This is a genomic window from Citrobacter sp. Marseille-Q6884 (assembly GCF_945906775.1).
Taxonomy (GTDB): domain Bacteria; phylum Pseudomonadota; class Gammaproteobacteria; order Enterobacterales; family Enterobacteriaceae; genus Citrobacter.
In genome coordinates this window covers 1,814,850-1,833,925 of sequence record NZ_CAMDRE010000001.1, presented here as the reverse complement: position 1 = coordinate 1,833,925, position 19,076 = coordinate 1,814,850, and the positions used below count along the sequence as shown (strand labels likewise).

At 53.5% G+C, this 19,076-nt stretch carries 20 protein-coding genes; 6 read left to right on the top strand and 14 right to left on the bottom strand.

Going from position 1 to position 19,076, the window contains the following annotated elements; genetic code table 11:
- Positions 1-130: 130 nt before the first annotated feature.
- On the bottom strand, positions 131-952 hold the full coding sequence (gene dapB / locus N7268_RS08730; protein ID WP_260862527.1) for a 4-hydroxy-tetrahydrodipicolinate reductase: 822 nt from the start codon (positions 950-952) through the stop codon (positions 131-133).
- Positions 953-1,085: 133 nt separating this feature from the next.
- Positions 1,086-2,093 (bottom strand): LacI family DNA-binding transcriptional regulator, encoded by a 1,008-nt coding sequence (locus N7268_RS08725; protein WP_198906524.1) that lies wholly within the window; start codon positions 2,091-2,093, stop codon positions 1,086-1,088.
- Between the two features lie 189 nt (positions 2,094-2,282).
- Here N7268_RS08725 and N7268_RS08720 point away from each other — a divergent pair, with 189 nt between their 5' ends.
- The 5 genes from N7268_RS08720 to N7268_RS08700 are packed head-to-tail and all read left to right on the top strand — an operon-like array spanning position 2,283 to position 6,593.
- The gene (locus N7268_RS08720) at positions 2,283-4,028 is read left to right on the top strand and encodes a class I mannose-6-phosphate isomerase (protein WP_260862526.1); all 1,746 of its coding nucleotides are present in this window, start codon (positions 2,283-2,285) and stop codon (positions 4,026-4,028) included.
- 4 nt (positions 4,029-4,032) lie between these two features.
- Positions 4,033-4,461 (top strand): PTS sugar transporter subunit IIA, encoded by a 429-nt coding sequence (locus N7268_RS08715; RefSeq protein WP_260862525.1) that lies wholly within the window; start codon positions 4,033-4,035, stop codon positions 4,459-4,461.
- 11 nt (positions 4,462-4,472) lie between these two features.
- Positions 4,473-4,967, top strand: a complete 495-nt coding sequence (locus N7268_RS08710) for a PTS system mannose/fructose/N-acetylgalactosamine-transporter subunit IIB (protein ID WP_260862524.1) — start codon at positions 4,473-4,475, stop codon at positions 4,965-4,967.
- Between the two features lie 10 nt (positions 4,968-4,977).
- The gene (locus tag N7268_RS08705) at positions 4,978-5,775 is read left to right on the top strand and encodes a PTS mannose/fructose/sorbose/N-acetylgalactosamine transporter subunit IIC (RefSeq protein WP_260862523.1); all 798 of its coding nucleotides are present in this window, start codon (positions 4,978-4,980) and stop codon (positions 5,773-5,775) included.
- On the top strand, positions 5,775-6,593 hold the full coding sequence (locus N7268_RS08700; RefSeq protein WP_198906528.1) for a PTS system mannose/fructose/sorbose family transporter subunit IID: 819 nt from the start codon (positions 5,775-5,777) through the stop codon (positions 6,591-6,593). Before N7268_RS08705 ends, N7268_RS08700 begins: the two co-directional genes overlap by 1 nt.
- A 45-nt stretch (positions 6,594-6,638) precedes the next feature.
- On the opposite strand, the gene N7268_RS08695 is transcribed toward N7268_RS08700, so the two are convergent.
- The 9 genes from N7268_RS08695 to N7268_RS08655 form a co-directional block, all read right to left on the bottom strand.
- Positions 6,639-7,421, bottom strand: a complete 783-nt coding sequence (locus tag N7268_RS08695; protein WP_260862522.1) for a glucose-6-phosphate isomerase family protein — start codon at positions 7,419-7,421, stop codon at positions 6,639-6,641.
- Positions 7,414-7,977 (bottom strand): glucose-6-phosphate isomerase family protein, encoded by a 564-nt coding sequence (locus N7268_RS08690; protein WP_260862521.1) that lies wholly within the window; start codon positions 7,975-7,977, stop codon positions 7,414-7,416. The genes N7268_RS08695 and N7268_RS08690 overlap by 8 nt, the downstream gene beginning before the upstream one ends.
- A 98-nt stretch (positions 7,978-8,075) precedes the next feature.
- Positions 8,076-8,990: a ribonucleoside hydrolase RihC gene (gene rihC / locus N7268_RS08685; RefSeq protein ID WP_260862520.1), complete on the bottom strand. Its 915-nt coding sequence runs from the start codon at positions 8,988-8,990 to the stop codon at positions 8,076-8,078.
- Positions 8,991-9,055: 65 nt separating this feature from the next.
- A complete protein-coding gene (gene ispH / locus N7268_RS08680; protein ID WP_260862519.1) occupies positions 9,056-10,006 on the bottom strand; it encodes a 4-hydroxy-3-methylbut-2-enyl diphosphate reductase in 951 nt (316 codons plus the stop codon).
- Between the two features lies 1 nt (position 10,007).
- Positions 10,008-10,457, bottom strand: coding sequence for an FKBP-type peptidyl-prolyl cis-trans isomerase (gene fkpB / locus N7268_RS08675; protein ID WP_198906533.1), 450 nt, complete (start codon positions 10,455-10,457; stop codon positions 10,008-10,010).
- A gap of 117 nt (positions 10,458-10,574) precedes the next feature.
- A complete protein-coding gene (gene lspA, locus N7268_RS08670; protein WP_003018932.1) occupies positions 10,575-11,072 on the bottom strand; it encodes a signal peptidase II in 498 nt (165 codons plus the stop codon).
- Positions 11,072-13,888 (bottom strand): isoleucine--tRNA ligase, encoded by a 2,817-nt coding sequence (ileS, locus tag N7268_RS08665; protein WP_260862518.1) that lies wholly within the window; start codon positions 13,886-13,888, stop codon positions 11,072-11,074. Before ileS ends, lspA begins: the two co-directional genes overlap by 1 nt.
- 37 nt (positions 13,889-13,925) lie before the next feature.
- On the bottom strand, positions 13,926-14,864 hold the full coding sequence (gene ribF / locus N7268_RS08660; protein WP_260862517.1) for a bifunctional riboflavin kinase/FAD synthetase: 939 nt from the start codon (positions 14,862-14,864) through the stop codon (positions 13,926-13,928).
- Between the two features lie 7 nt (positions 14,865-14,871).
- Positions 14,872-15,087, bottom strand: a complete 216-nt coding sequence (locus N7268_RS08655) for a DUF2575 domain-containing protein (protein WP_260862516.1) — start codon at positions 15,085-15,087, stop codon at positions 14,872-14,874.
- 105 nt (positions 15,088-15,192) lie between these two features.
- On the opposite strand from N7268_RS08655, the gene rpsT reads away from it, so the two are divergent.
- Entirely contained in the window at positions 15,193-15,456 is a 264-nt protein-coding gene (gene rpsT / locus N7268_RS08650) for a 30S ribosomal protein S20 (RefSeq protein ID WP_003018940.1), read from the top strand.
- A gap of 58 nt (positions 15,457-15,514) precedes the next feature.
- Here the strand turns inward: rpsT and nhaR are convergent, their stop codons facing one another.
- The 3 genes from nhaR to dnaJ all read right to left on the bottom strand — a co-directional run bounded on the left by nhaR (position 15,515) and on the right by dnaJ (position 19,012).
- Positions 15,515-16,414 (bottom strand): transcriptional activator NhaR, encoded by a 900-nt coding sequence (nhaR, locus tag N7268_RS08645; protein WP_260862515.1) that lies wholly within the window; start codon positions 16,412-16,414, stop codon positions 15,515-15,517.
- A gap of 38 nt (positions 16,415-16,452) precedes the next feature.
- Positions 16,453-17,619, bottom strand: a complete 1,167-nt coding sequence (gene nhaA, locus N7268_RS08640; protein WP_260862514.1) for a Na+/H+ antiporter NhaA — start codon at positions 17,617-17,619, stop codon at positions 16,453-16,455.
- A 262-nt stretch (positions 17,620-17,881) separates the two neighbouring features.
- Complete coding sequence (gene dnaJ, locus N7268_RS08635; protein WP_260862512.1) at positions 17,882-19,012, bottom strand: molecular chaperone DnaJ; 1,131 nt, start codon at positions 19,010-19,012, stop codon at positions 17,882-17,884.
- Between the last annotated feature and the right edge of the window lie 64 nt (positions 19,013-19,076).

The window sequence follows — 19,076 nt, the reverse complement described above, 5'->3', positions numbered from 1 at the left end:
CTTATAAAAACAAGCCACTCATATTAATAATGATGATTTAAACGAAAAAATAAAAGGGCAATAAAATATTGCCCTATGTAATCAAGTAATTATGATTACCATAACCACATCACGAAGGGTAAATTAATCGTTATAAACTGCCTAAATCAAGCACATCTCGCATATCAAAAAGACCATTTAACTTAGATTTCAACCAAATTGCCGATCTCACTGCGCCATTGGCAAACGTCATACGACTGGATGCTTTATGTGTAATCTCGATACGCTCACCGATATCAGCGAACATTGCGGTATGTTCCCCTACGATATCGCCCGCACGTACTGTGGCAAAGCCGATAGAACCTGGCACACGCTCACCGGTATAGCCTTCACGGCTATAGACAGCGCATGTTTTGAGATCTTTACCCAGCGCCCCGGCAATCGCTTCTCCCATAGCCAGCGCGGTGCCTGACGGCGCATCCACTTTATGACGATGGTGAGCTTCAATAATCTCAATGTCGGTGTAATCCCCCATCACTTTCGCCGCTTTCTCGAGTAACTTCAGCATGACGTTAACGCCCACGCTAAAGTTTGCGGCAAAGACAATGCCAATATCCTGCGCCGCATCGTGAATAGCCTGTTTGCCCGCCTCATCAAAGCCGGTCGTCCCGATGACCATCCCTTTGCCATGCTGACGACAAAACGCCAGATGCGTCAACGTGCCTTCCGGGCGGGTAAAATCGATAAAAACATCGAAGTCATCTTTGATGGCCTCAAGACTGCTCTGCACGGTAACGCCCGTTTTACCGGCGCCCGCTAATTCACCGGCATCGCTTCCCAACAAGGAAGATCCTTCGCGCTCCAGCGCCGCACCAAGCTGTACGCCATCCATGCCGAGAGTGGCCTGAATCAACTGACGCCCCATGCGTCCTCCGGCTCCCGCGATGGCAACGCGGATTTGTGCATCATGCATAGCTATTCTCTTTTGTTAATTTTGCGTGAATCGTTTTCAGATTAACCAGCGCATCGCTGCACCGCCAGCCGAAAACATCGATAATTAGAATTTAATGATAAACAGGGAGAGATATCAGTAAAAGGCATGACGATCAGCAAAAACCGCATGACTCTCGCACCACCAACGCGGGGGGCAGAATAATACGTTTCGGCGGCTCATTATTGCCCTGAATCCGGCTATAGAGCAGCTCTCCCGCTTTACGACCAATCTCTTTTGCCGCCACCGAAACGGTGGTCAGCGCAGGCTGCACCAGCGCCGCTTCGGTAATATCATCGAAGCCCACCAGCGCAAAATCGCGTCCCGGTTCACGTCCCATTTTACGCAGCGCCTGCATCACCCCCAGCGCGACAATATCCTGATAGCAAACGGCGGCAGTAATCTGCGGATAACGCGACAATAGCGATTCTGCCACCTTCGCGCCATCAATCTGGCTGGCCTGCGCGGTGACAATCCAGTTCGGATTCGGGGAAATGCCGCTCTCCAGCAGCGTACTGGTAAAACCGCCAATACGCTGCGCCCGGGTACCGGAAGTCGGACTGCCGCCAATAAAGGCAATATTCTGATGCCCCATCTTTAGCAGATGCGTTGTCGCCATCTGGGTACCGAGGAAGTTATCAGTACCGACAAAATCAAAATCTGGATCGCTCAGCGGGCGCACCACCATGATGGCCGGGATATTACGTCTTTTCAGCGCTTCAAAAAATGAGGGCGGTGTTTCTCGCGCCGCACACAACACCATTCCACAGGCGCTATTACGCATCAGCGAATCAACAAATTTTTGCTGCCGTTCGCCCGACTCTTCGCTGTTAGCCAGAAACAGCAGCAAATCATGGCGCTCCATTTCATGGCTCAGACCCGCCGTCATCTCACCGTAAAACGGGTTAGTGATGTCATGCAGCAGCAGCCCAACCTGATTACTGCTGCGATTGCGTAAGTTGGCAGCGGTTTGGTTGTAAACATAGCCGGTGTCATCCAGCGCTTTCAGTACCCGGTCACGCGTCGCTTGCGAAATTCGCCCCCGGTTACGTAATACCATTGAGACAGTCGCCGTGGAGACCCCTGCCCGTTCAGCCACCTGCGCCAGCGTCACTGTTGTCATGATTCCTCCTGTTCATTCACTTCAGGTTAATCGAATAACCTAAAAATTGCATATTTCCCTGTGACTGCTCTCACATTAACACGCATTTCACTCGGTCTATTGCTGATTATGGCGGGTTAATCGCGTTAACCACACTATCAAAATAAGGTTAATCGATTAATCTTAACTTAGCGAATACGGAGAGAAAACATGCAAACGACCTATAATAAATTTCCTGAAGTTGCTATTCAGGGTTACGACGACCAGGCCTGGCAGGGCTGGGAGGCTACCGCTGCAGCGATTAACACCAGAATCGCGGGTTCATCCAGGACTGTCGTTGTCGTGGATTGTTATCCCGGCGTACGGCTGGCTGAACTGGAGCAACACCTGCTGCCGTTACTCAACGTCACGCTGGCACTTAACGTCGAATCCGCCCGCCGCGATGAGCAAGCACTGCACGACCTGCTGGCACGTAATCTTACTGATGACCGCGTATTCGGCGTCCTCTCCTGCCATCACCTCGATGAATTTTTTAATGCACAGAAACTGGATCTTCTCCGCCAGCAGATCGCGGCGATCGGCGAAGGTGTCATTGTCGTGTATGGGCCAGGCGCCGCATTAGCGCATCCGGGTGATGTGCTGATCTACGCCGATCTGCCACGTTGGGAAATTCAGCAACGCATGCGCCACGATGGTCTGGGAAACTGGGGGGCGAATAACCAGGATGAAGATATTCTTCGCCGCTATAAGCGTGCCTTTTTTATCGAATGGCGCGTCTTTGATCGTCATAAAACGCCGCTGCTCAAGCGAACCGATTTCCTGCTCGACACCACTGTAGAAAACGCCCCGACGCTGGTCAGCGGCGAGGCGCTGCGTGCCGGGCTGCAACACACGACCACCCGCCCCTTCCGCGTAGCCCCCTTCTTTGACCCCGGCGTCTGGGGTGGTCAGTGGATGAAACAACAATTCGATCTCGATCCCTCCGCGCCCAATTACGCATGGTGTTTTGATTGCGTGCCCGAGGAAAACAGCCTGTTACTGCGTTTTGGTCAGGTGCGGATCGAGATCCCCTCTCAGGATCTGGTGCTACTGCACCCCCGCTCGCTGCTCGGCGAAAAAGTACATGCGCGTTTCGGCGCGGAATTTCCGATCCGCTTTGATTTTCTCGACACCATTGGTGGGCAGAATCTGAGCTTACAGGTCCACCCGATTACCGAATATATCCAGCAACAGTTCGGTATGCATTACACGCAAGACGAGAGCTACTACATTCTCGAAGCGGAGCCGAATGCCGTGGTCTATCTGGGAACGAAAACAGGCACCCAGCCGCAGGCGATGCTGGATGACCTCCGCGCTGCCGGCCGCGGGGAAAAAGCGTTCGACGATACGCGTTTTGTTAATCAAATCCCGGCGCGTAAGCACGATCACTTTTTGATCCCCGCCGGAACAGTGCACTGTTCCGGTAGCGGTACGATGGTGCTGGAGATCAGCGCCACGCCGTATATTTTCACCTTTAAATTGTGGGACTGGGGCCGACTGGGCCTCGACGGGTTACCGCGACCTGTGCACCTCGATCACGGCGAGCAGGTGATCGACTGGCAGCGCGATACGCAGTGGGTCGAAGCAAATCTGGTGAACCGCATTGAACCCGTCGCCGAAGGCGAAGGCTGGCGGGAAGAGCGAACCGGGATGCATGAACGCGAGTTTATCGAAACCCGTCGCCACTGGTTTACCGAGCCGGTCATTCATCACACCCAGGGTGGCGTTAACGTATTGAACCTTGTCGAGGGCGCGCAAGCCGTCGTTGATAGTCCGAGTGGGGCATTTGAGCCCTTCACCGTTCACTATGCCGAGACCTTTATTATTCCTGCCGCGGTCGGTGAATACCGTATTTCACCGGCAGGGAAAGGCATTGGGCAGCAACTTGCCACTGTCAAAGCCTGGGTAAGAGGATAAGCGCATGATCAACGTTATTGTCGCCAGCCATGGCCCTCTCGCCGATGCTCTGCTCGCCAGCGGAAACATGGTTTACGGTGAATTACCGCATATTTTCACGGTGACCCTTGGCGAGCAGGCCGGCATCGAAGGCTTTAAGCTGGATTTTGCCAACACGCTGGAAAAAGCCGCACGCAACGCCGATGGCGTTCTGGTGTTATGCGACATGCAAAGTGGAACACCGTGGAACGTCGCCTGCCAGCATGCGTTTTCTCCCGAGACCACGCCCCCGGTCGCCGTCGTGGCCGGGGTGAATTTTCCCATGCTTTTGCAAAGTGAAGAGATAAGCCATTTCACCGACGTGCATGCCGCAGCCGAACAGCTGCTGGAAATGACCGTTCCGACGCTGATCAAAGCCGCCCAGGTTTTATCCGCTCAGTCAGATGATTTTTAAAGGAAACTGCTATGAGTATTTCTTTTGTTCGTATTGATGACCGCGTTATCCATGGGCAGCTCGTGACACGTTGGGCCAAAGAGCTGCCCTGCGATGGAATTGTCGCTATTGACGACGCCGTCGCGGCCGATCCCCTGCTCTCGTCGGTCATGAAGGGTGCCGTGCAGGACACCAAAGTCTGGCTGTTCGATACCGCAACCGCGATTGAAAAATTACCCAAAGTCATCGCCAGCGATAAACGTTATTTCGTTATCGGTAAATCGCCGCTCACCTTACAACGTATTGAAGAAGCCGGGGTCAGCCTGAAAAACGCGAACGGCAAAATCAACGTTGGCCCGATGAGCGCACGCGCCAATACCACCACCATCGGTCCGAATCAGTCGGTCAACACGGATGAAATCGCTGCGTTTGACTGGCTGGTGCAGCACGGGCATCACGTTGAGTTCCGCCTGGTGCCGGATGCCAGCTGCTACAGCTGGCAGGACGCCCGACAGAAGCTGAAATAAGGAGCGGATGATGATTATCGAAGCTACGTTAATTGGCATACTTTGCTATCTGGGTGCGCTGAGTAGTCCCTGGCTTCTGGGGCTGACCGGCGGCTGGTATCTGATCACCCGTCCGCTGGTGTCAGGGATGCTTGTCGGGTTGATCCTCGGCGATCTGAAAACCGGGATCATGATAGGCGTTGCGGTACAGGCAGTGTATATCGCGATGGTGACGCCGGGCGGCTCCATGCCCGCTGATCTCAATTTTGTTGCCTATCCCGCCATTGCACTGGGGATTTTGTCGGGAAAAGGCCCGGAAGTCGCCGTGGCGCTGGCAGCAACGATCGGCATCGCCGGTACCATTTTATTCAACGCCATGATGGTACTGAACTCCTTCTGGAACCACCGGGCTGATGTGGCGCTGGATCGTGGTGATGAACGCGGACTGTATCTGAACAGCGCTATCTGGCCCCAGGTTACCAACTTCATTTTACGTTTCGTCCCCACCTTTATCGCCGTCTATTTCGGTGCGCAGTACATCAGCGGTTTCATGGATAGCCTGCCGAAAATCGTCCTCTCGACGATGAACGTGCTGGGCGGCATTCTTCCCGCTGTCGGGATCGCCATCCTGCTTAAACAGATCATCAAAAACTACACCATGCTGATCTACTTTCTGGTCGGTTTCGTCTGCATCGTCTTTTTAAAGCTCAACATGGTCGCACTGGTGATCGTCGGCTCGCTGCTGGCACTTATCCATTACAACTACAAACCGGAACCGCCGCAGGCTGCAGGCGCGAAACCGACTGTCGATGATGAGGATGAATTCTGATGGAAGATCGTACTCTTACCCGTAAAGATCTGCGTCGCTGCTGGCGGGCGTGGATGATGCATAACCTTTCCTCAATGAGCTTTGAGCGCCTGGAATCCTTCGGCTTTTGCCTGAGCATGCTTCCGGTCGCGAAAAAGCTCTACCCGGATGCGGCTCAGCGTACCGAAATGCTGCGCCGTCACGCTTCGTTCTATAATACGGAGCCGCAGATCGGCGCGATTGTTAACGGTATGGCGCTGGGACTGGAAGAGAAAAAGGCCAACGGCGAGCCTATCGACGGTGAAACGATCAACACCCTGAAAGTGGGTCTGATGGGGCCCATTGCCGGGATCGGCGATTCGATGATCCCCGGCATGCTGATCCCGATTCTGCTCAGCATCGGTATGGCGCTGGCGGCGGGCGGCAATATTCTTGGGCCGTTGTTTTACACCGTCGCCTGGCTGGCGATTATTCTGCCAGGCTCGTGGTTCCTGTTTCTGAAAGGCTACAAAATGGGCTCCGGCTCGGTGGAGATGCTGGTCAGCAGCAAATCAGCCCGCCTGCGCGAAGCCTTGTCGCTGCTGGGTGTTTTTGTGATGGGTGGCGTTGCGGCCAGCTACGTTAAGCTCGGCACCGGACTGGAATTCATCACCAAAGATGGCGTGAATATCCACGTTCAGCAAATGCTGGATGGCATCTTCCCGCAGTTGCTACCGTTGGTGGTGGTATTAGGGACGTGGTATTTGATGGCGAAACGCGGTGTATCGCCAGTGAAAGCGATGATACTGCTGTTAGTGCTGGCGGCACTTGGCGTCGCCAGTGGCCTGTTTGCAGGTTAATCTTTCTGGATGTGAAACACCGGGGCGCTAAGCCCCGGTTTTGTTTTAGGGGTGGAAGTTGCGCCACAAATCTGCCGTTTTATCCGGGCGGGAGATAAACTGAAAGCGCGCAGGATCGTCAATAAACTGCTGGTAAATCGGGTCTGATGTTATCCCGAACTCCGTATACTGACGGGGAGTGACCGCCTGTAATCGTCCCGGAACATAGTGTTGGTTGTGCTGCCAGACAATGTGCTTATCCTGCAATAGCGGATACCACGCCAGCCCTTTATGCGCCCGCACGGCTTCGTATTCAAAACCATATTCACGGTCACACCAGGCACCAAAAGTCAGGGGGACATCCGGGTTCGCGGATATCGTGGCATGTCCCCATCCCGGCGGCACCAGCACTTTCTCGCCGGGTCCGGCAATCACCGCAAAGCAGCGGCCCGGATCGTCCTCGACATACTCCTGCATATAGATAATCGCGTTGCCCTGCCAGATTTCATAGAGTTCTGGCGGCGACCAGCCGCTATGCTGGCTAATACGATGGATATGTCCCTGGCTGCGAATCGGCTCTTCTCCCAGACGCCCCGCAGCGTAGGTCACCACGCCAAAGAGCAGCATACGCTTTTGCAGCTCTTCGCGATCCTGCATCCGCGCCACATCCATGGCGATCGCATACACCTCCTGTGGTCCATCGCAGCACGGGTCACGTAGGGAGGCTCGAATCTGGTCGAGATGACGGATTTCGGGCATCGGCCCGGTCACCTCTTCACCATAGCCAAAACCCAGCGGCTGATGATGAATTGTCATATCCAGGCCGTATGGACAGGCAGAGTCAGCCATTTTTTGCCTCCTTCACCTGAACGCTCTGATTCTCTTCAATTACCCGCAGCGAGAAGCCGTTTGCCAGCGCCGCATAATCGTGACCGGCAACAGCAGGCCACACCGCCAGCGCGGAAAGCACGTCGTCACCGGTATTAATGAGTCGGTGGGCAGTAAAGCCAGGGATGATGTGAACCGAGCCGGCAAAAACGCGTTCCAGTCGCGCTTCACCTTGCTCGTTTTGCAGCAACAGTAAACCGCTCCCGCGCAGTCCGAAATAGACTTCGCCCTGCTCGCGGCGGTTATGGAAATGTCCGCGCGTCATGAAATACTCATGACCGATTTTGCCGGGGTAAAGATGAGTTACGCCAGTGTAGAGTTCTCCCTCAGCGGGTGAGGTGGCCAGCATCTCAACATCATACACGATGAGATCGTCAGGCATTTTTTGCCGCGCCTGTTCATCAACAAAAATGCCAGCAAGATCCTGGATTCGCGTTGATTTACGTAACAGTGGACCTTCGGATAAGGCTCCGCTAGCCCATGCCACCTGCGGCGGCTGGATAAAAATAGGATTCATATGTGTCTCCGGCCCGAGGAGAACAACATCATCAGAATAGCAGATTAATCGATTAACCTGCTATTCCTGTCAACACATTGTGGATCGCATCACACTCCTCAGGGAGCCAGTGCCAGGACCTGCGCGACCCACTGCTGGAAGCCCTCCACGTTCAATGTCAACGCCACCTGCGCGTTCGCCGGCTGACCTAATCGCCCTTCGATATCCACCACCGTCGTACCGGAGGTGTATTTACCCTGAGTTTCAACCGCCACAAAGCAGGGCTGGAGCGTAAACAAGTCCGGGCGCACCAGCCAGGCAATCGCGCAGAGATCGTGCATACGCAACCCGGTATTCATGCTGCCGCTGCGATAATGGCTGAACAGCGCATGCAGCATTTTTCCGGTCTGATTAAGTTGGGGTAATGTCGCCAGATATTCCGGCGCGAGCATGGCCTGGTTGGTGACATCCAGCCCGCACATGACGATCTCCAGACCACTCTGGAACACCTTCGCCGCCGCTTCAGGATCGATAGCAATATTAAACTCCGCATTTGGCGTAAAGTTACCGCGCCCTGCAGAGCCGCCCATTATCACCAGGCGATGTATGTTGAATATGCATTCAGGATAATGCGTCAGCAGCAGCGCAATGTTTGTCAACGGGCCAATAGCCACCAGCGTAACGGGCTGCGGAGCATGCATCAGCGCATCACGAATAGCCTGAAAAGCGGGTTTTGCCAGAGGCTGGCGGTTGTGTTCGACAAATTCATACCCTTCCATACCAGACTCACCGTGTACGGAAGCCGCATCGCGCAGCGGTCGCACCAGCGGCATGGATGCCCCCTGCGCCAGTGGAATATCCGCATTCCAGAAGTGCAGCAATTGCAGCGCATTACGGGTGGTTTTTTCCACCGAAACGTTGCCTGCTACCGTGGTCATCAGTTGCAGATCCAGCTCGGGGGCAAACAGCGCAGCAGCAATGGCAGCGGCATCATCAATGCCAGGATCGGTATCAAGAATGATCGGTAAGCGCATGGTTTCTCCAAAAAAAATGCCAGACGTTAAGTCTGGCATCTTCTCATAATCGTTACGTGAAAGACTTACTCTACTTCACGAACATCCACACGTAGCTCTTTAGGTACTTCGAAAACAATGTTCTCTTCACGGCCTTCCAGCGGAATAGCCTCCCCACCGCCAAGCTCCTGCAGACGAGCAATCACGTTTTGCACCAGGATATCCGGCGCCGAGGCTCCAGCCGTCACGCCTACGCACTTAGCGTCTTTCACCCACGCTTCCTGGATGTCGGTCGCATCGTCAATCAAATACGCCGCTTTCCCCATACGCTGCGCCAGTTCAGCCAGACGGTTAGAGTTAGAGGAGTTTTTCGAGCCGACCACCAGCACCACATCCGCTTGTTCCGCCAGCGCACGTACCGCTTCCTGGCGGTTTGTGGTGGCATAGCAGATATCATCTTTACGCGGCCCGACGATTTTCGGGAAGCGTTGGCGCAAGGCATCAATCACATCAGAGGTGTCATCAACGGAGAGCGTGGTTTGCGTCATGAAGGAGAGTTTGCCTTCATTTTTAACCTGAAGCGACAGGACGTCTTCCGGTGATTCAACCAGATACATCCCCCCTTCCGGGTTGCTGTACTGCCCCATCGTGCCTTCCACTTCCGGGTGCCCGGCGTGACCAATCAGGATGGATTCTTCACCCCGACGGCTGGCACGTGCAACTTCCATATGCACTTTTGTCACCAGCGGACAGGTCGCATCAAATACCGTGAGATCGCGACCTTTCGCTTCGTTACGTACTGCCTGAGACACGCCGTGGGCAGAGAAAATCAGGATCGCGCCGTCCGGTACTTCACTGATTTGCTCGATAAAAATAGCGCCGCGCTCACGCAGGCTATCCACCACGTAGCGGTTATGTACCACTTCATGACGGACATAAATCGGTGCGCCGTAAATAGCCAGCGCGTTTTCCACAATGCTGATAGCGCGGTCTACACCTGCGCAAAAACCGCGCGGGTTGGCCAACAGGATCTGCATTTTACGCCTCCAGTGCCGGTTCGACTTCCAGCACTTCAATATCAAAATGAACGGTATGCCCGGCGAGCGGATGGTTGAAGTCAACCGTGATCGAATCACCGTTGATTTCGCGGATCACACCAGGCATCTCACTGCCGTCCATTGCGGTAAAAAGCATAATCGCGCCAATTTCTGGCTCGCCCGCGTCCATAAATTCCCGACGCGAGAAATACTGAATTAAGTCCGGGCTTGGCACGCCAAAAGCGGCATCCGGCTCCAGAGCAAAAGTGGTTTTATCGCCCTCTTTTAACCCCAGCAGGTGTTGTTCCAGTCCTTCAGACAGAGAACCGTCGCCCAAGCGAAACAGCGCAGGCTTGCCGTTATTGCGGGTTGACTCTGCGGTGGAGCCATCGTCGAGCTTTAAGGTGAAGTGCACCAGCACTCCACTGTTACTCTGTACTGATTTAGACATGCAGGTTTGCTCTTTAAAATTGCTGCCGCCTGTTTGCCCGGCAGCGTTACGCTTACCGGGCCGACAAGACGCGCGATAAATTGTAGGCCGGATTAGCATAGCGCCATCCGGCATTTTTTATGCAGCTTTTTTCTCTTTCGACGGTAAGAAGCCTTCGAGAACAATCAACGCCGCGCCGATACAAATCGCCGTATCGGCAAGGTTGAATGTGGCGAAATGCCAGTCACCGACATAAAAGTCAATCATATCAACTACGAAGCCGTGCCACAGGCGGTCAAACAGGTTACCCAGGGCACCGCCAATGATTAACGCATAGGCGATGTTATTCAGCTTCTGCGTCGCCTTCGAGCGATACATCATCACCATCAGGATGACGCAAATGCCAATCGCGATGCCGGCAAAGAACCAACGCTGCCAGCCACCGCTGTCAGCCAGGAAACTAAACGCAGCACCATAGTTACGCGCATAGTGCAGATTGAGCGACGGGAACAGCGATACGGTATCCCCCAGAGCAAAGTTCTGGAGGATCAGGTATTTGCTGCCCAAATCGATAATCAGCACGACTACCACCAGCCACAGCCAGCGTAGCCCTGTTGAACAAAGAGGCTTACTCATCAGGCAAACTTACGTTTTTCGCCATCACCGGCGATGTTGCTGACACAGCGTCCGCAGATTTCTGCGTGTTCCGCCACCTGGCCAACGTCGGTGGTGTAATGCCAGCAACGCGGGCACTTCTCACCTTCGGCTTTGCTCAGTACGATTTTCAGACCTTTGAGCAATTCGCTCTGCTGAGCATCAGCAGGCGCTTGCGCATAATCGGCAACTGTCGCACCAGAGGTCAACAGGACGAATCGTAATTCTTCGCCCAGCGCGGTCAGCTTCGCAGCCAGTTCAGGTTCAGCATACAGAGTGACTGCCGCTTCCAGAGAACCACCCACTTTCTTATCCGCACGTGCCTGCTCGATGACCTTGTTGACTTCACCGCGCACTTTCAGCAGTTCATCCCAGAAAGTGTCGTTCATCGCTTCGGTTTCACCTAAGCCAAACAGACCGTCATACCATTCACCGGTGAAGACGTATTTTTCACGCTCGCCCGGCAGGTAACCCCAGATTTCATCTGCGGTGAAGGACATGATCGGCGCCATCCAACGAACCAGCGCTTCTGCAATATGGAACAGTGCGGTCTGGCAGCTACGACGCGCCACGCTATCCGCTTTCGCGGTGTACTGACGGTCTTTGATGATGTCGAGATAGAACGAGCCCATTTCTACGGAGCAGAAGCGCATCAGACGCTGCACCACTTCGTGGAAGTCATAAGCTTCATAGGCTTTGAGGATCTCTTCCTGCGCCGCTTGCGCACAACCCACGGCCCAGCGATCCAGTACCACCATCTCTTCCGGTTTCACCATGTCTTTTACCGGATCAAACCCGTTCAGGTTTGCCAGCAGGAAGCGCGCGGTGTTACGGATACGACGATAGCTGTCGGCAGCACGTTTCAGAATTTCGTCAGAAACGGCCATTTCACCGGTGTAGTCGGTTGAAGCCACCCATAGACGCAGAATATCCGCGCCCAGTTTGTTCATCACATCCTGTGGGCTCACCGTGTTACCGATGGACTTGGACATCTTGCGACCCTGACCATCTACGGTGAAACCGTGAGTCAGTACCTGACGGTATGGCGCTTTGCCTTTCATCGCCGTGGAGATCATCAGAGAAGACATGAACCAGCCACGGTGCTGGTCAGAACCTTCCAGATACATATCCGCCGCATGCCCTGCAAATTCAGGACGCACATCGACGACAGAGGAGTGGGTAGAACCAGAGTCAAACCATACGTCCAGGGTATCCGGTACTTTCACGTACTGGTCAGCTTCGTCGCCGAGGATATCTTTTGGATCAAGATCCCACCACGCCTGGATACCATCCACTTCAACGCGTTTTGCCACTTCTTCCATCAGTTCGATAGCGCGCGGGTGCAGCTCTTCGGTGTCTTTGTGGACAAATAGCGACATTGGCACGCCCCACGTACGCTGACGGGAGATACACCAGTCAGGACGGTTGGCTACCATTGATTCAATACGTGCCTGACCCCAGTCAGGGATCCACTGTACGCCTTTGATCTCTTTCAGCGACTGCGCGCGCAGACCTTTCTGATCCATGCTCACGAACCACTGTGGGGTCGCACGGAAGATGATCGGTGATTTATGACGCCAGCAGCATGGGTAACTGTGCTGCATTTTTTCTACGTGCAGCAGTGCGCCTTTTTCGGTCAGTAACGCAACGACAATATCGTTGGCTTTAAATACATTAACGCCATCCAGAGTAGGGTATGTACCCGGAAGATAAGTGCCATCCGGGCCTACTGGGTTGGCGACTTCCAGACCATATTTCTGACCGATAACGTAGTCATCCGGGCCATGGCCTGGCGCAGTATGCACCGCACCGGTACCGGCATCCAGCGTCACGTGATCGCCCAGGATAGCCGGAACATCAAAGCCCATAAACGGATGGGTGAAGCGTAACAGTTCCAGCTCCGCACCTTTTACCGTGCCGAGGATGCTGTATTCAGCCGCGCCAATACGCTGCATGACGCTTTCAACCAGGTCTTTAGCCAGAATTACAGCCTGACCGTCAATCTGCACCAGCGCATAGTCAAAATCAGGCGCCAGGGAGATCGCGCGGTTAGCCGGCAGCGTCCACGGTGTCGTGGTCCAGATAACCAGAGAGACTGGGCCATTCAGGTTGGCAACGCCAAACTTCGCTTTTACCGCTTCCGGATCGGCAGCATGGAACGCCACGTCGATGGACGGAGAGGTTTTGTCGTAATACTCAACCTCCGCTTCCGCCAACGCGGAACGGCAGTCTACGCACCAGTGTACCGGCTTCGCCCCTTTGTGCAGGTGGCCGTTACCGATGATTTTACCCAGTGCACGAATGATGTTGGCTTCGGTTTTGAAGTCCATGGTCAGGTACGGATGGGACCAGTCGCCCAGCACGCCCAGACGGATAAAATCTTTACGCTGCCCGTCGACCTGCGTCGCGGCATATTCACGGCACTTGGCACGGAACTCCGCTGCGGTGAACTTCTCGCCCGGCTTACCGAATTCCTGCTCCACTTTCAGCTCAATAGGCAGACCGTGGCAGTCCCAGCCCGGAACGTAAGGCGAGTCATAGCCCGTGAGTCCTTTGGACTTCACGATAATGTCTTTCAGAATCTTGTTAACGGAGTGACCAATATGAATGCTGCCATTCGCATAAGGAGGGCCATCATGCAGAATGAAGGTTTTTTTGCCTTTTTTAGCCGCACGAATGATGCCGTACAGGTCATCATCAGTCCAACGCGCCAGCATTCCCGGTTCACGCTTGGCGAGATCGCCGCGCATCGGGAACCCTGTTTCCGGCAAATTCAGGGTTGATTTATAGTCACTCATCAGATTCTCGGTTCCGTATTTAAAACTCGTATAGGCGTTAAGCCGGTTTTGATAGCCCAAAAAACTCGCGGGCAGTTAACTCATCACGCGCAATCTGCGCTTTTAGTTCATCCAGCGAAGCAAATCGCTGTTCATTGCGTATTTTTTTACGCAGCACTACATCTATATGGCGACCGTAGAGGTCCATTGCAACGTCCAGTAGATGGACTTCCAGCTGCTGGCGTACGCCTGCCACCGTCGGGCGGGTACCGATATTAGCGACGCCGGGGAAAGGCGATTCGCCCAGTCCCATCACTTCAACCGCATATACCCCTTTCACTGGCGAGACCTGACGACGAAGCGGTAAGTTTGCCGTCGGGAAACCGATGGTTCGCCCTAACTCGTCACCGTGAACAACCCGTCCCGAGATGGTAAAGGGATGTCCAAGTAAGCTTTCAGCCAGTTGCAGGTTATCGTCTGCCAGCGCCTGGCGCACCGCAGTACTGCTAATACGCACGCCACCTTCACAAAAGGTCTGAGTACTGGTGATATCAAAACCATACTCAGCACCGGCTTCCTGTAATAACAAGAAATCGCCTTCGCGACCAGCACCAAAGCGGAAATCATCGCCAACGGCCAGAAATTGTACGCCAAGGCGCTTAACCAACAAATCGCTGATAAAGTTCTGTGCCGTTAACGCGGCAAAGCGTCGGTCAAAACGCACACACAGCACGTAGTCAACGCCGCATTCCGCCAGATAACGCAGTTTTTCCCGTAAGCGAGTCAGACGCGCCGGAGATTTATCCGTCGCAAACAGCTCCAGTGGCTGTGGCTCGAAAATCATTACCATGACCGGTAGCCCCCGCTTGCGCCCTTCTTCCTGCAAGCCCTGCAGTAGCGCACGGTGGCCACGATGGACGCCATCGAAATTACCAATAGTCAGCACACACCCATGCGGGGCCTGACTGAGATTATGTATGCCTCGTATCAGCTTCATGTCTGGCTCAAAACAGTGAAAATCGTGAAAGTATACCCTGTACCGCGGTCAAGGTTAACCGGCGATTGACCCCGCGAAACAGAAAGAAGATTGTTTTCATTGTTATGAAACAATTTGATGCCCCGCACGGGCAAACCAATTCAACTTTTCTCGTGGAAAAGCTGTATTCACAGCACGCAAGCTGGTAGAATCCTGCGCCATCAATACGCAACGAGTGCTGCAATTTAAACGGCGCTTATTTGCACAAATCCATTGACAAAAGAAGGCTAAAAGGGCATATTCCTCGGCCTTTGAATTGTCCATATAGAACACATTTGGGAGTTGGACCTTGGCTAATATCAAATCAGCTAAGAAGCGCGCCGTTCAGTCTGAAAAGGCTCGTAAGCACAACGCAAGCCGTCGCTCTATGATGCGTACTTTCATCAAGAAAGTATACGCAGCTATCGAAGCTGGCGACAAAGCTACTGCACTGAAAGCATTTAACGAAATGCAACCAATCGTGGACCGTCAGGCTGCTAAAGGTCTGATCCACAAAAACAAAGCTGCACGTCATAAAGCAAACCTGACTGCACAGATCAACAAACTGGCTTAATCGCCTGTCTGTTGTTGCTTTGTGAAAAACCCGCGCAAGCGGGTTTTTTTATGTCTGCTTATTTGCTCACTGGCGTAAAAAGCGCCGAATAGTTTGCATTGCAAATACGCTGTACGGCCGGATGCTGAATCATCCTTTCTGCAAAGATGGCATGGTACTCCTCCATCACATTCTCCACGCGTCCAATCTCAATAATCGAATCATCGGCATAGAAGTTATTGGAATAGAGCGTAGGGGCCACGAAGATGGCATTATGCGTGGCACCAAAGGCTTTCATCAGCGCGGCATCATCAAACTCCCCAAGGATCTCAACGTTCAGCCCCTGAGAGTTAATCCAGTTCAGCAGTTTGCGCCCAAGCATGGAGCGACGACCAGGGATCAGCAACCGACGTTCCTCAAGACATGCCGGGAACGGCTTCTCAGGTAGCGGATTCGTGCACCAGAAGCTCACGCAACACTCGCCAATTTTCACCGAGAACAACCCTTCCTGCTGCGTCGAATCGATCGGGCAGTCCGAGATAATCATATCCAGCTTGTGCTGGCTGAGCTGCTCCAGCAACATCTCGTGTGTGGATTCGAAGCAGCGCAGGTGGATTTGTTCGTCTTTAACCACAGCAGCATCCAGCACGCTGCTGACCAGTTGTTTAGACAACGCATCCGCCACGCCAACATCGAACAGCAAATTGGACTCTTTGCGGTAGTTCACGATATCCAGCATTTCCTGGCTCAGCGTGAACATTTTATCCGCATAACGAAACACTAACTCGCCCAACTCGCTGGGCTCCAGCCCACGCCCTTTACGCTTGAATAATTTTCCCTGTAAGCGCTCCTCCAGCGCTTTAATCTGTCCGGTAATGGTTTGCGGTGTCAGATAAAGCGCTTCCGCTGCGCCAACCACCGACCCTTCCTTGTACACATGCCAGAAGTAATACAGGTGGTTGTAATTAATATGAGACATACTCTCTCCCTGAAAATTGTCACAAACGGGTCAGCCCATCAGGCTGACGTATTCAAGCGGGTGCGTAACCAGCTATAACCGATAACCGCCGACAACAAGGAACCAATCAGAATCCCCAGTTTCGCCCAGTTAATCAACTCGGGATCAACGTTGCCAAACGCCAGGCTGGCAATGAAGATCGACATCGTGAAGCCAATACCACACAGAATCCCGACGGCCATGATTTGCTGGAAATTAGTACCTTCAGGCAGTTGCGCCAATTTAAGGCGTAGCGCCAGCCAGCAGAACAGGCTGATCCCCAATGGCTTACCGATCAGCAGACCTGCAATGATCCCCAGCGGTAACACTGACGTCAGACCATCAATCGTCACGCCCTGCAGTGAGACTCCCGCATTCGCGAAGGCAAAAAGCGGCAGGATCAGGTATGCCACCCACGGATGCAGAACATGCTCCAGACGCTTCGCTGGCGAACGTCCATGTTTTTCCTTCAACGGTATAAAGAAGCCCACAATCACGCCAGCCAGCGTCGCATGAACCCCAGACTTCAACACCGCCGTCCAGAGCACAACGCCAACCAGAATATAAATGCCCGTGCGTCTGACACCACACAGATTCAGCGCTGCCAGAATGAAAATAGCCAACGCGGCAACGCCCAGTGAAAGCAGTGAAAGATCGCTGGTATAGAAAAGCGCAATGATCACAATCGCGCCGAGATCGTCGATAATCGCCAGCGCCATCAGGAAGATTTTCAACGCCAGCGGGACACGGCTGCCCAGTAACGCCAAAACACCTAACGCAAATGCAATATCCGTTGCAGCCGGAATAGCCCATCCTTCACGAGTGATAGGATCAGCATAGTTAAATGCCAGATAAAGCAATGCCGGGACAATCATTCCACCTATTGCCGCGATGATCGGAAACGCCGCCTGGCGCAGACTGGCAAGCGACCCTTGCATCAGCTCACGTTTCACTTCCAGACCAATCAGCAGAAAAAACACCGCCATTAAGGCGTCGTTGATCCACAGCAGCATATTCTTGTTGATCTCAAGCGCGCCAACCCGCAGTTGAACGGGGGTTTCCAGAAAGGCGTGGTACCATCCACTGGTTACGCCCGTATTGGCCATCAACATAGCAACTACCGCAGCGATGATTAGAATAATGCCCCCCGAGGCGTCGCTACTAAAAAAACGATGTAGATGTTTCACTTTTATTCTCTCTATTGGGTGAATACTTCGTAATTACTATCTTACTCCGCATAACTCATCGTTAATATTAGATTATTCATGATGAATTACTCGATTTTACCGAAATGAAGTTTCAGTCGTAATCAAGTTAATCGCAGCGAGTGATTGCCAATAGAGGGAGACGCGATTCTGCGCTCAGATCGCCAAACATGGACGGGAAGTCAAAAAAGAAAAGCCTGAAATCTTGCGACTTCAGGCTTTTTATCAGATTAAGGGGCGTAAATTAACGCGTCAGATCGTCAAAGAATTTCTTCACGCCGTCGAAAAAGCTTTTGGAACGTGGGCTGTTTTTCTCGCCAGTCGGTCCGCCAAAGCTTTCCTGCAGTTCTTTCAGCAGTTGTTTCTGCTTGTCGTTCAGGCCAACCGGGGTTTCCACCACCACGCGGCACAGCAGGTCACCCTGAGCACCACCGCGGACTGATTTCACGCCCTTACCGCGCATACGGAACAGCTTGCCCGTCTGGGTTTCACCTGGGACTTTCAGGTTTACGCGGCCATCCAGCGTCGGTACTTCAATTTCACCGCCCAGCGCTGCCATGGCAAAGTTGATCGGCACTTCGCAGTACAGGTTGTTACCTTCACGCTCAAAAATAGCGTGCTGCTTCACCTGCACCTGAACGTACAAATCCCCTGCCGGTGCGCCGTGTTCGCCTGCTTCGCCTTCGCCTGATAAACGAATACGATCGCCGGTATCCACGCCTGCCGGGATTTTCACGGACAACGTTTTGGTCTTCTCAACACGACCATGACCGTGGCACTTGTTGCACGGATCTTTGATCAGCGTACCGCGACCCTGACAGTGCGGACAGGTCTGCTGCACGGCAAAAAAGCCCTGACGCATCTGCACCTGGCCGGAACCGTGACAGGTTGGACATGTCTGCGGCTTAGTCCCTGATTTCGCACCGCTGCCGCGGCAAACGTCACACTCTTCCAACGTAGGAATACGGATCTCTTTGGTGACGCCACGCACGGCTTCTTCCAGAGTGAGATCCATGTTGTAACGTAAATCAGCACCACGTGAGGCTCGCTGACGGCCGCGACCGCCGCCAAAAATATCGCCAAACACGTCACCAAAGATATCGCTGAAGTCAGCCCCGCCGCCAAAACCGCCGCCGCCCATACCGCCTTGCTCAAACGCCGCATGGCCGTACTGATCGTAAGCCGCACGTTTTTGCGCATCGGTCAGGATCTCGTAGGCTTCTTTGATCTCTTTGAATTTAGCTTCGGCCTCTTTGTCACCCTGGTTACGGTCCGGGTGAAATTTCATGGCCAGGCGCTTGTAGGCCTTTTTGATTTCACGCTCTTCCGCTGTTTTGGAAACGCCTAAAATCTCATAATAGTCTTGCTTAGCCATCTCTTTTTATCTGCCCTTAACATGCATGAACGGGCGGAGAGGAAACCTCTTCGCCCGTGCCAGT

Bases quoted from the DNA above. Each gene is read 5' to 3' on its own strand.
- dapB (WP_260862527.1), bottom strand. From the start codon at position 952: ATGCATGATGCACAAATCCGCGTTGCCATCGCGGGAGCCGGAGGACGC.
- N7268_RS08725 (WP_198906524.1), bottom strand. From the start codon at position 2,093: ATGACAACAGTGACGCTGGCGCAGGTGGCTGAACGGGCAGGGGTCTCC.
- N7268_RS08720 (WP_260862526.1), top strand. From the start codon at position 2,283: ATGCAAACGACCTATAATAAATTTCCTGAAGTTGCTATTCAGGGTTAC.
- N7268_RS08715 (WP_260862525.1), top strand. From the start codon at position 4,033: ATGATCAACGTTATTGTCGCCAGCCATGGCCCTCTCGCCGATGCTCTG.
- N7268_RS08710 (WP_260862524.1), top strand. From the start codon at position 4,473: ATGAGTATTTCTTTTGTTCGTATTGATGACCGCGTTATCCATGGGCAG.
- N7268_RS08705 (WP_260862523.1), top strand. From the start codon at position 4,978: ATGATTATCGAAGCTACGTTAATTGGCATACTTTGCTATCTGGGTGCG.
- N7268_RS08700 (WP_198906528.1), top strand. From the start codon at position 5,775: ATGGAAGATCGTACTCTTACCCGTAAAGATCTGCGTCGCTGCTGGCGG.
- N7268_RS08695 (WP_260862522.1), bottom strand. From the start codon at position 7,421: ATGGCTGACTCTGCCTGTCCATACGGCCTGGATATGACAATTCATCAT.
- N7268_RS08690 (WP_260862521.1), bottom strand. From the start codon at position 7,977: ATGAATCCTATTTTTATCCAGCCGCCGCAGGTGGCATGGGCTAGCGGA.
- rihC (WP_260862520.1), bottom strand. From the start codon at position 8,990: ATGCGCTTACCGATCATTCTTGATACCGATCCTGGCATTGATGATGCC.
- ispH (WP_260862519.1), bottom strand. From the start codon at position 10,006: ATGCAGATCCTGTTGGCCAACCCGCGCGGTTTTTGCGCAGGTGTAGAC.
- fkpB (WP_198906533.1), bottom strand. From the start codon at position 10,457: ATGTCTAAATCAGTACAGAGTAACAGTGGAGTGCTGGTGCACTTCACC.
- lspA (WP_003018932.1), bottom strand. From the start codon at position 11,072: ATGAGTAAGCCTCTTTGTTCAACAGGGCTACGCTGGCTGTGGCTGGTG.
- ileS (WP_260862518.1), bottom strand. From the start codon at position 13,888: ATGAGTGACTATAAATCAACCCTGAATTTGCCGGAAACAGGGTTCCCG.
- ribF (WP_260862517.1), bottom strand. From the start codon at position 14,864: ATGAAGCTGATACGAGGCATACATAATCTCAGTCAGGCCCCGCATGGG.
- nhaR (WP_260862515.1), bottom strand. From the start codon at position 16,414: ATGTCTCATATTAATTACAACCACCTGTATTACTTCTGGCATGTGTAC.
- dnaJ (WP_260862512.1), bottom strand. From the start codon at position 19,012: ATGGCTAAGCAAGACTATTATGAGATTTTAGGCGTTTCCAAAACAGCG.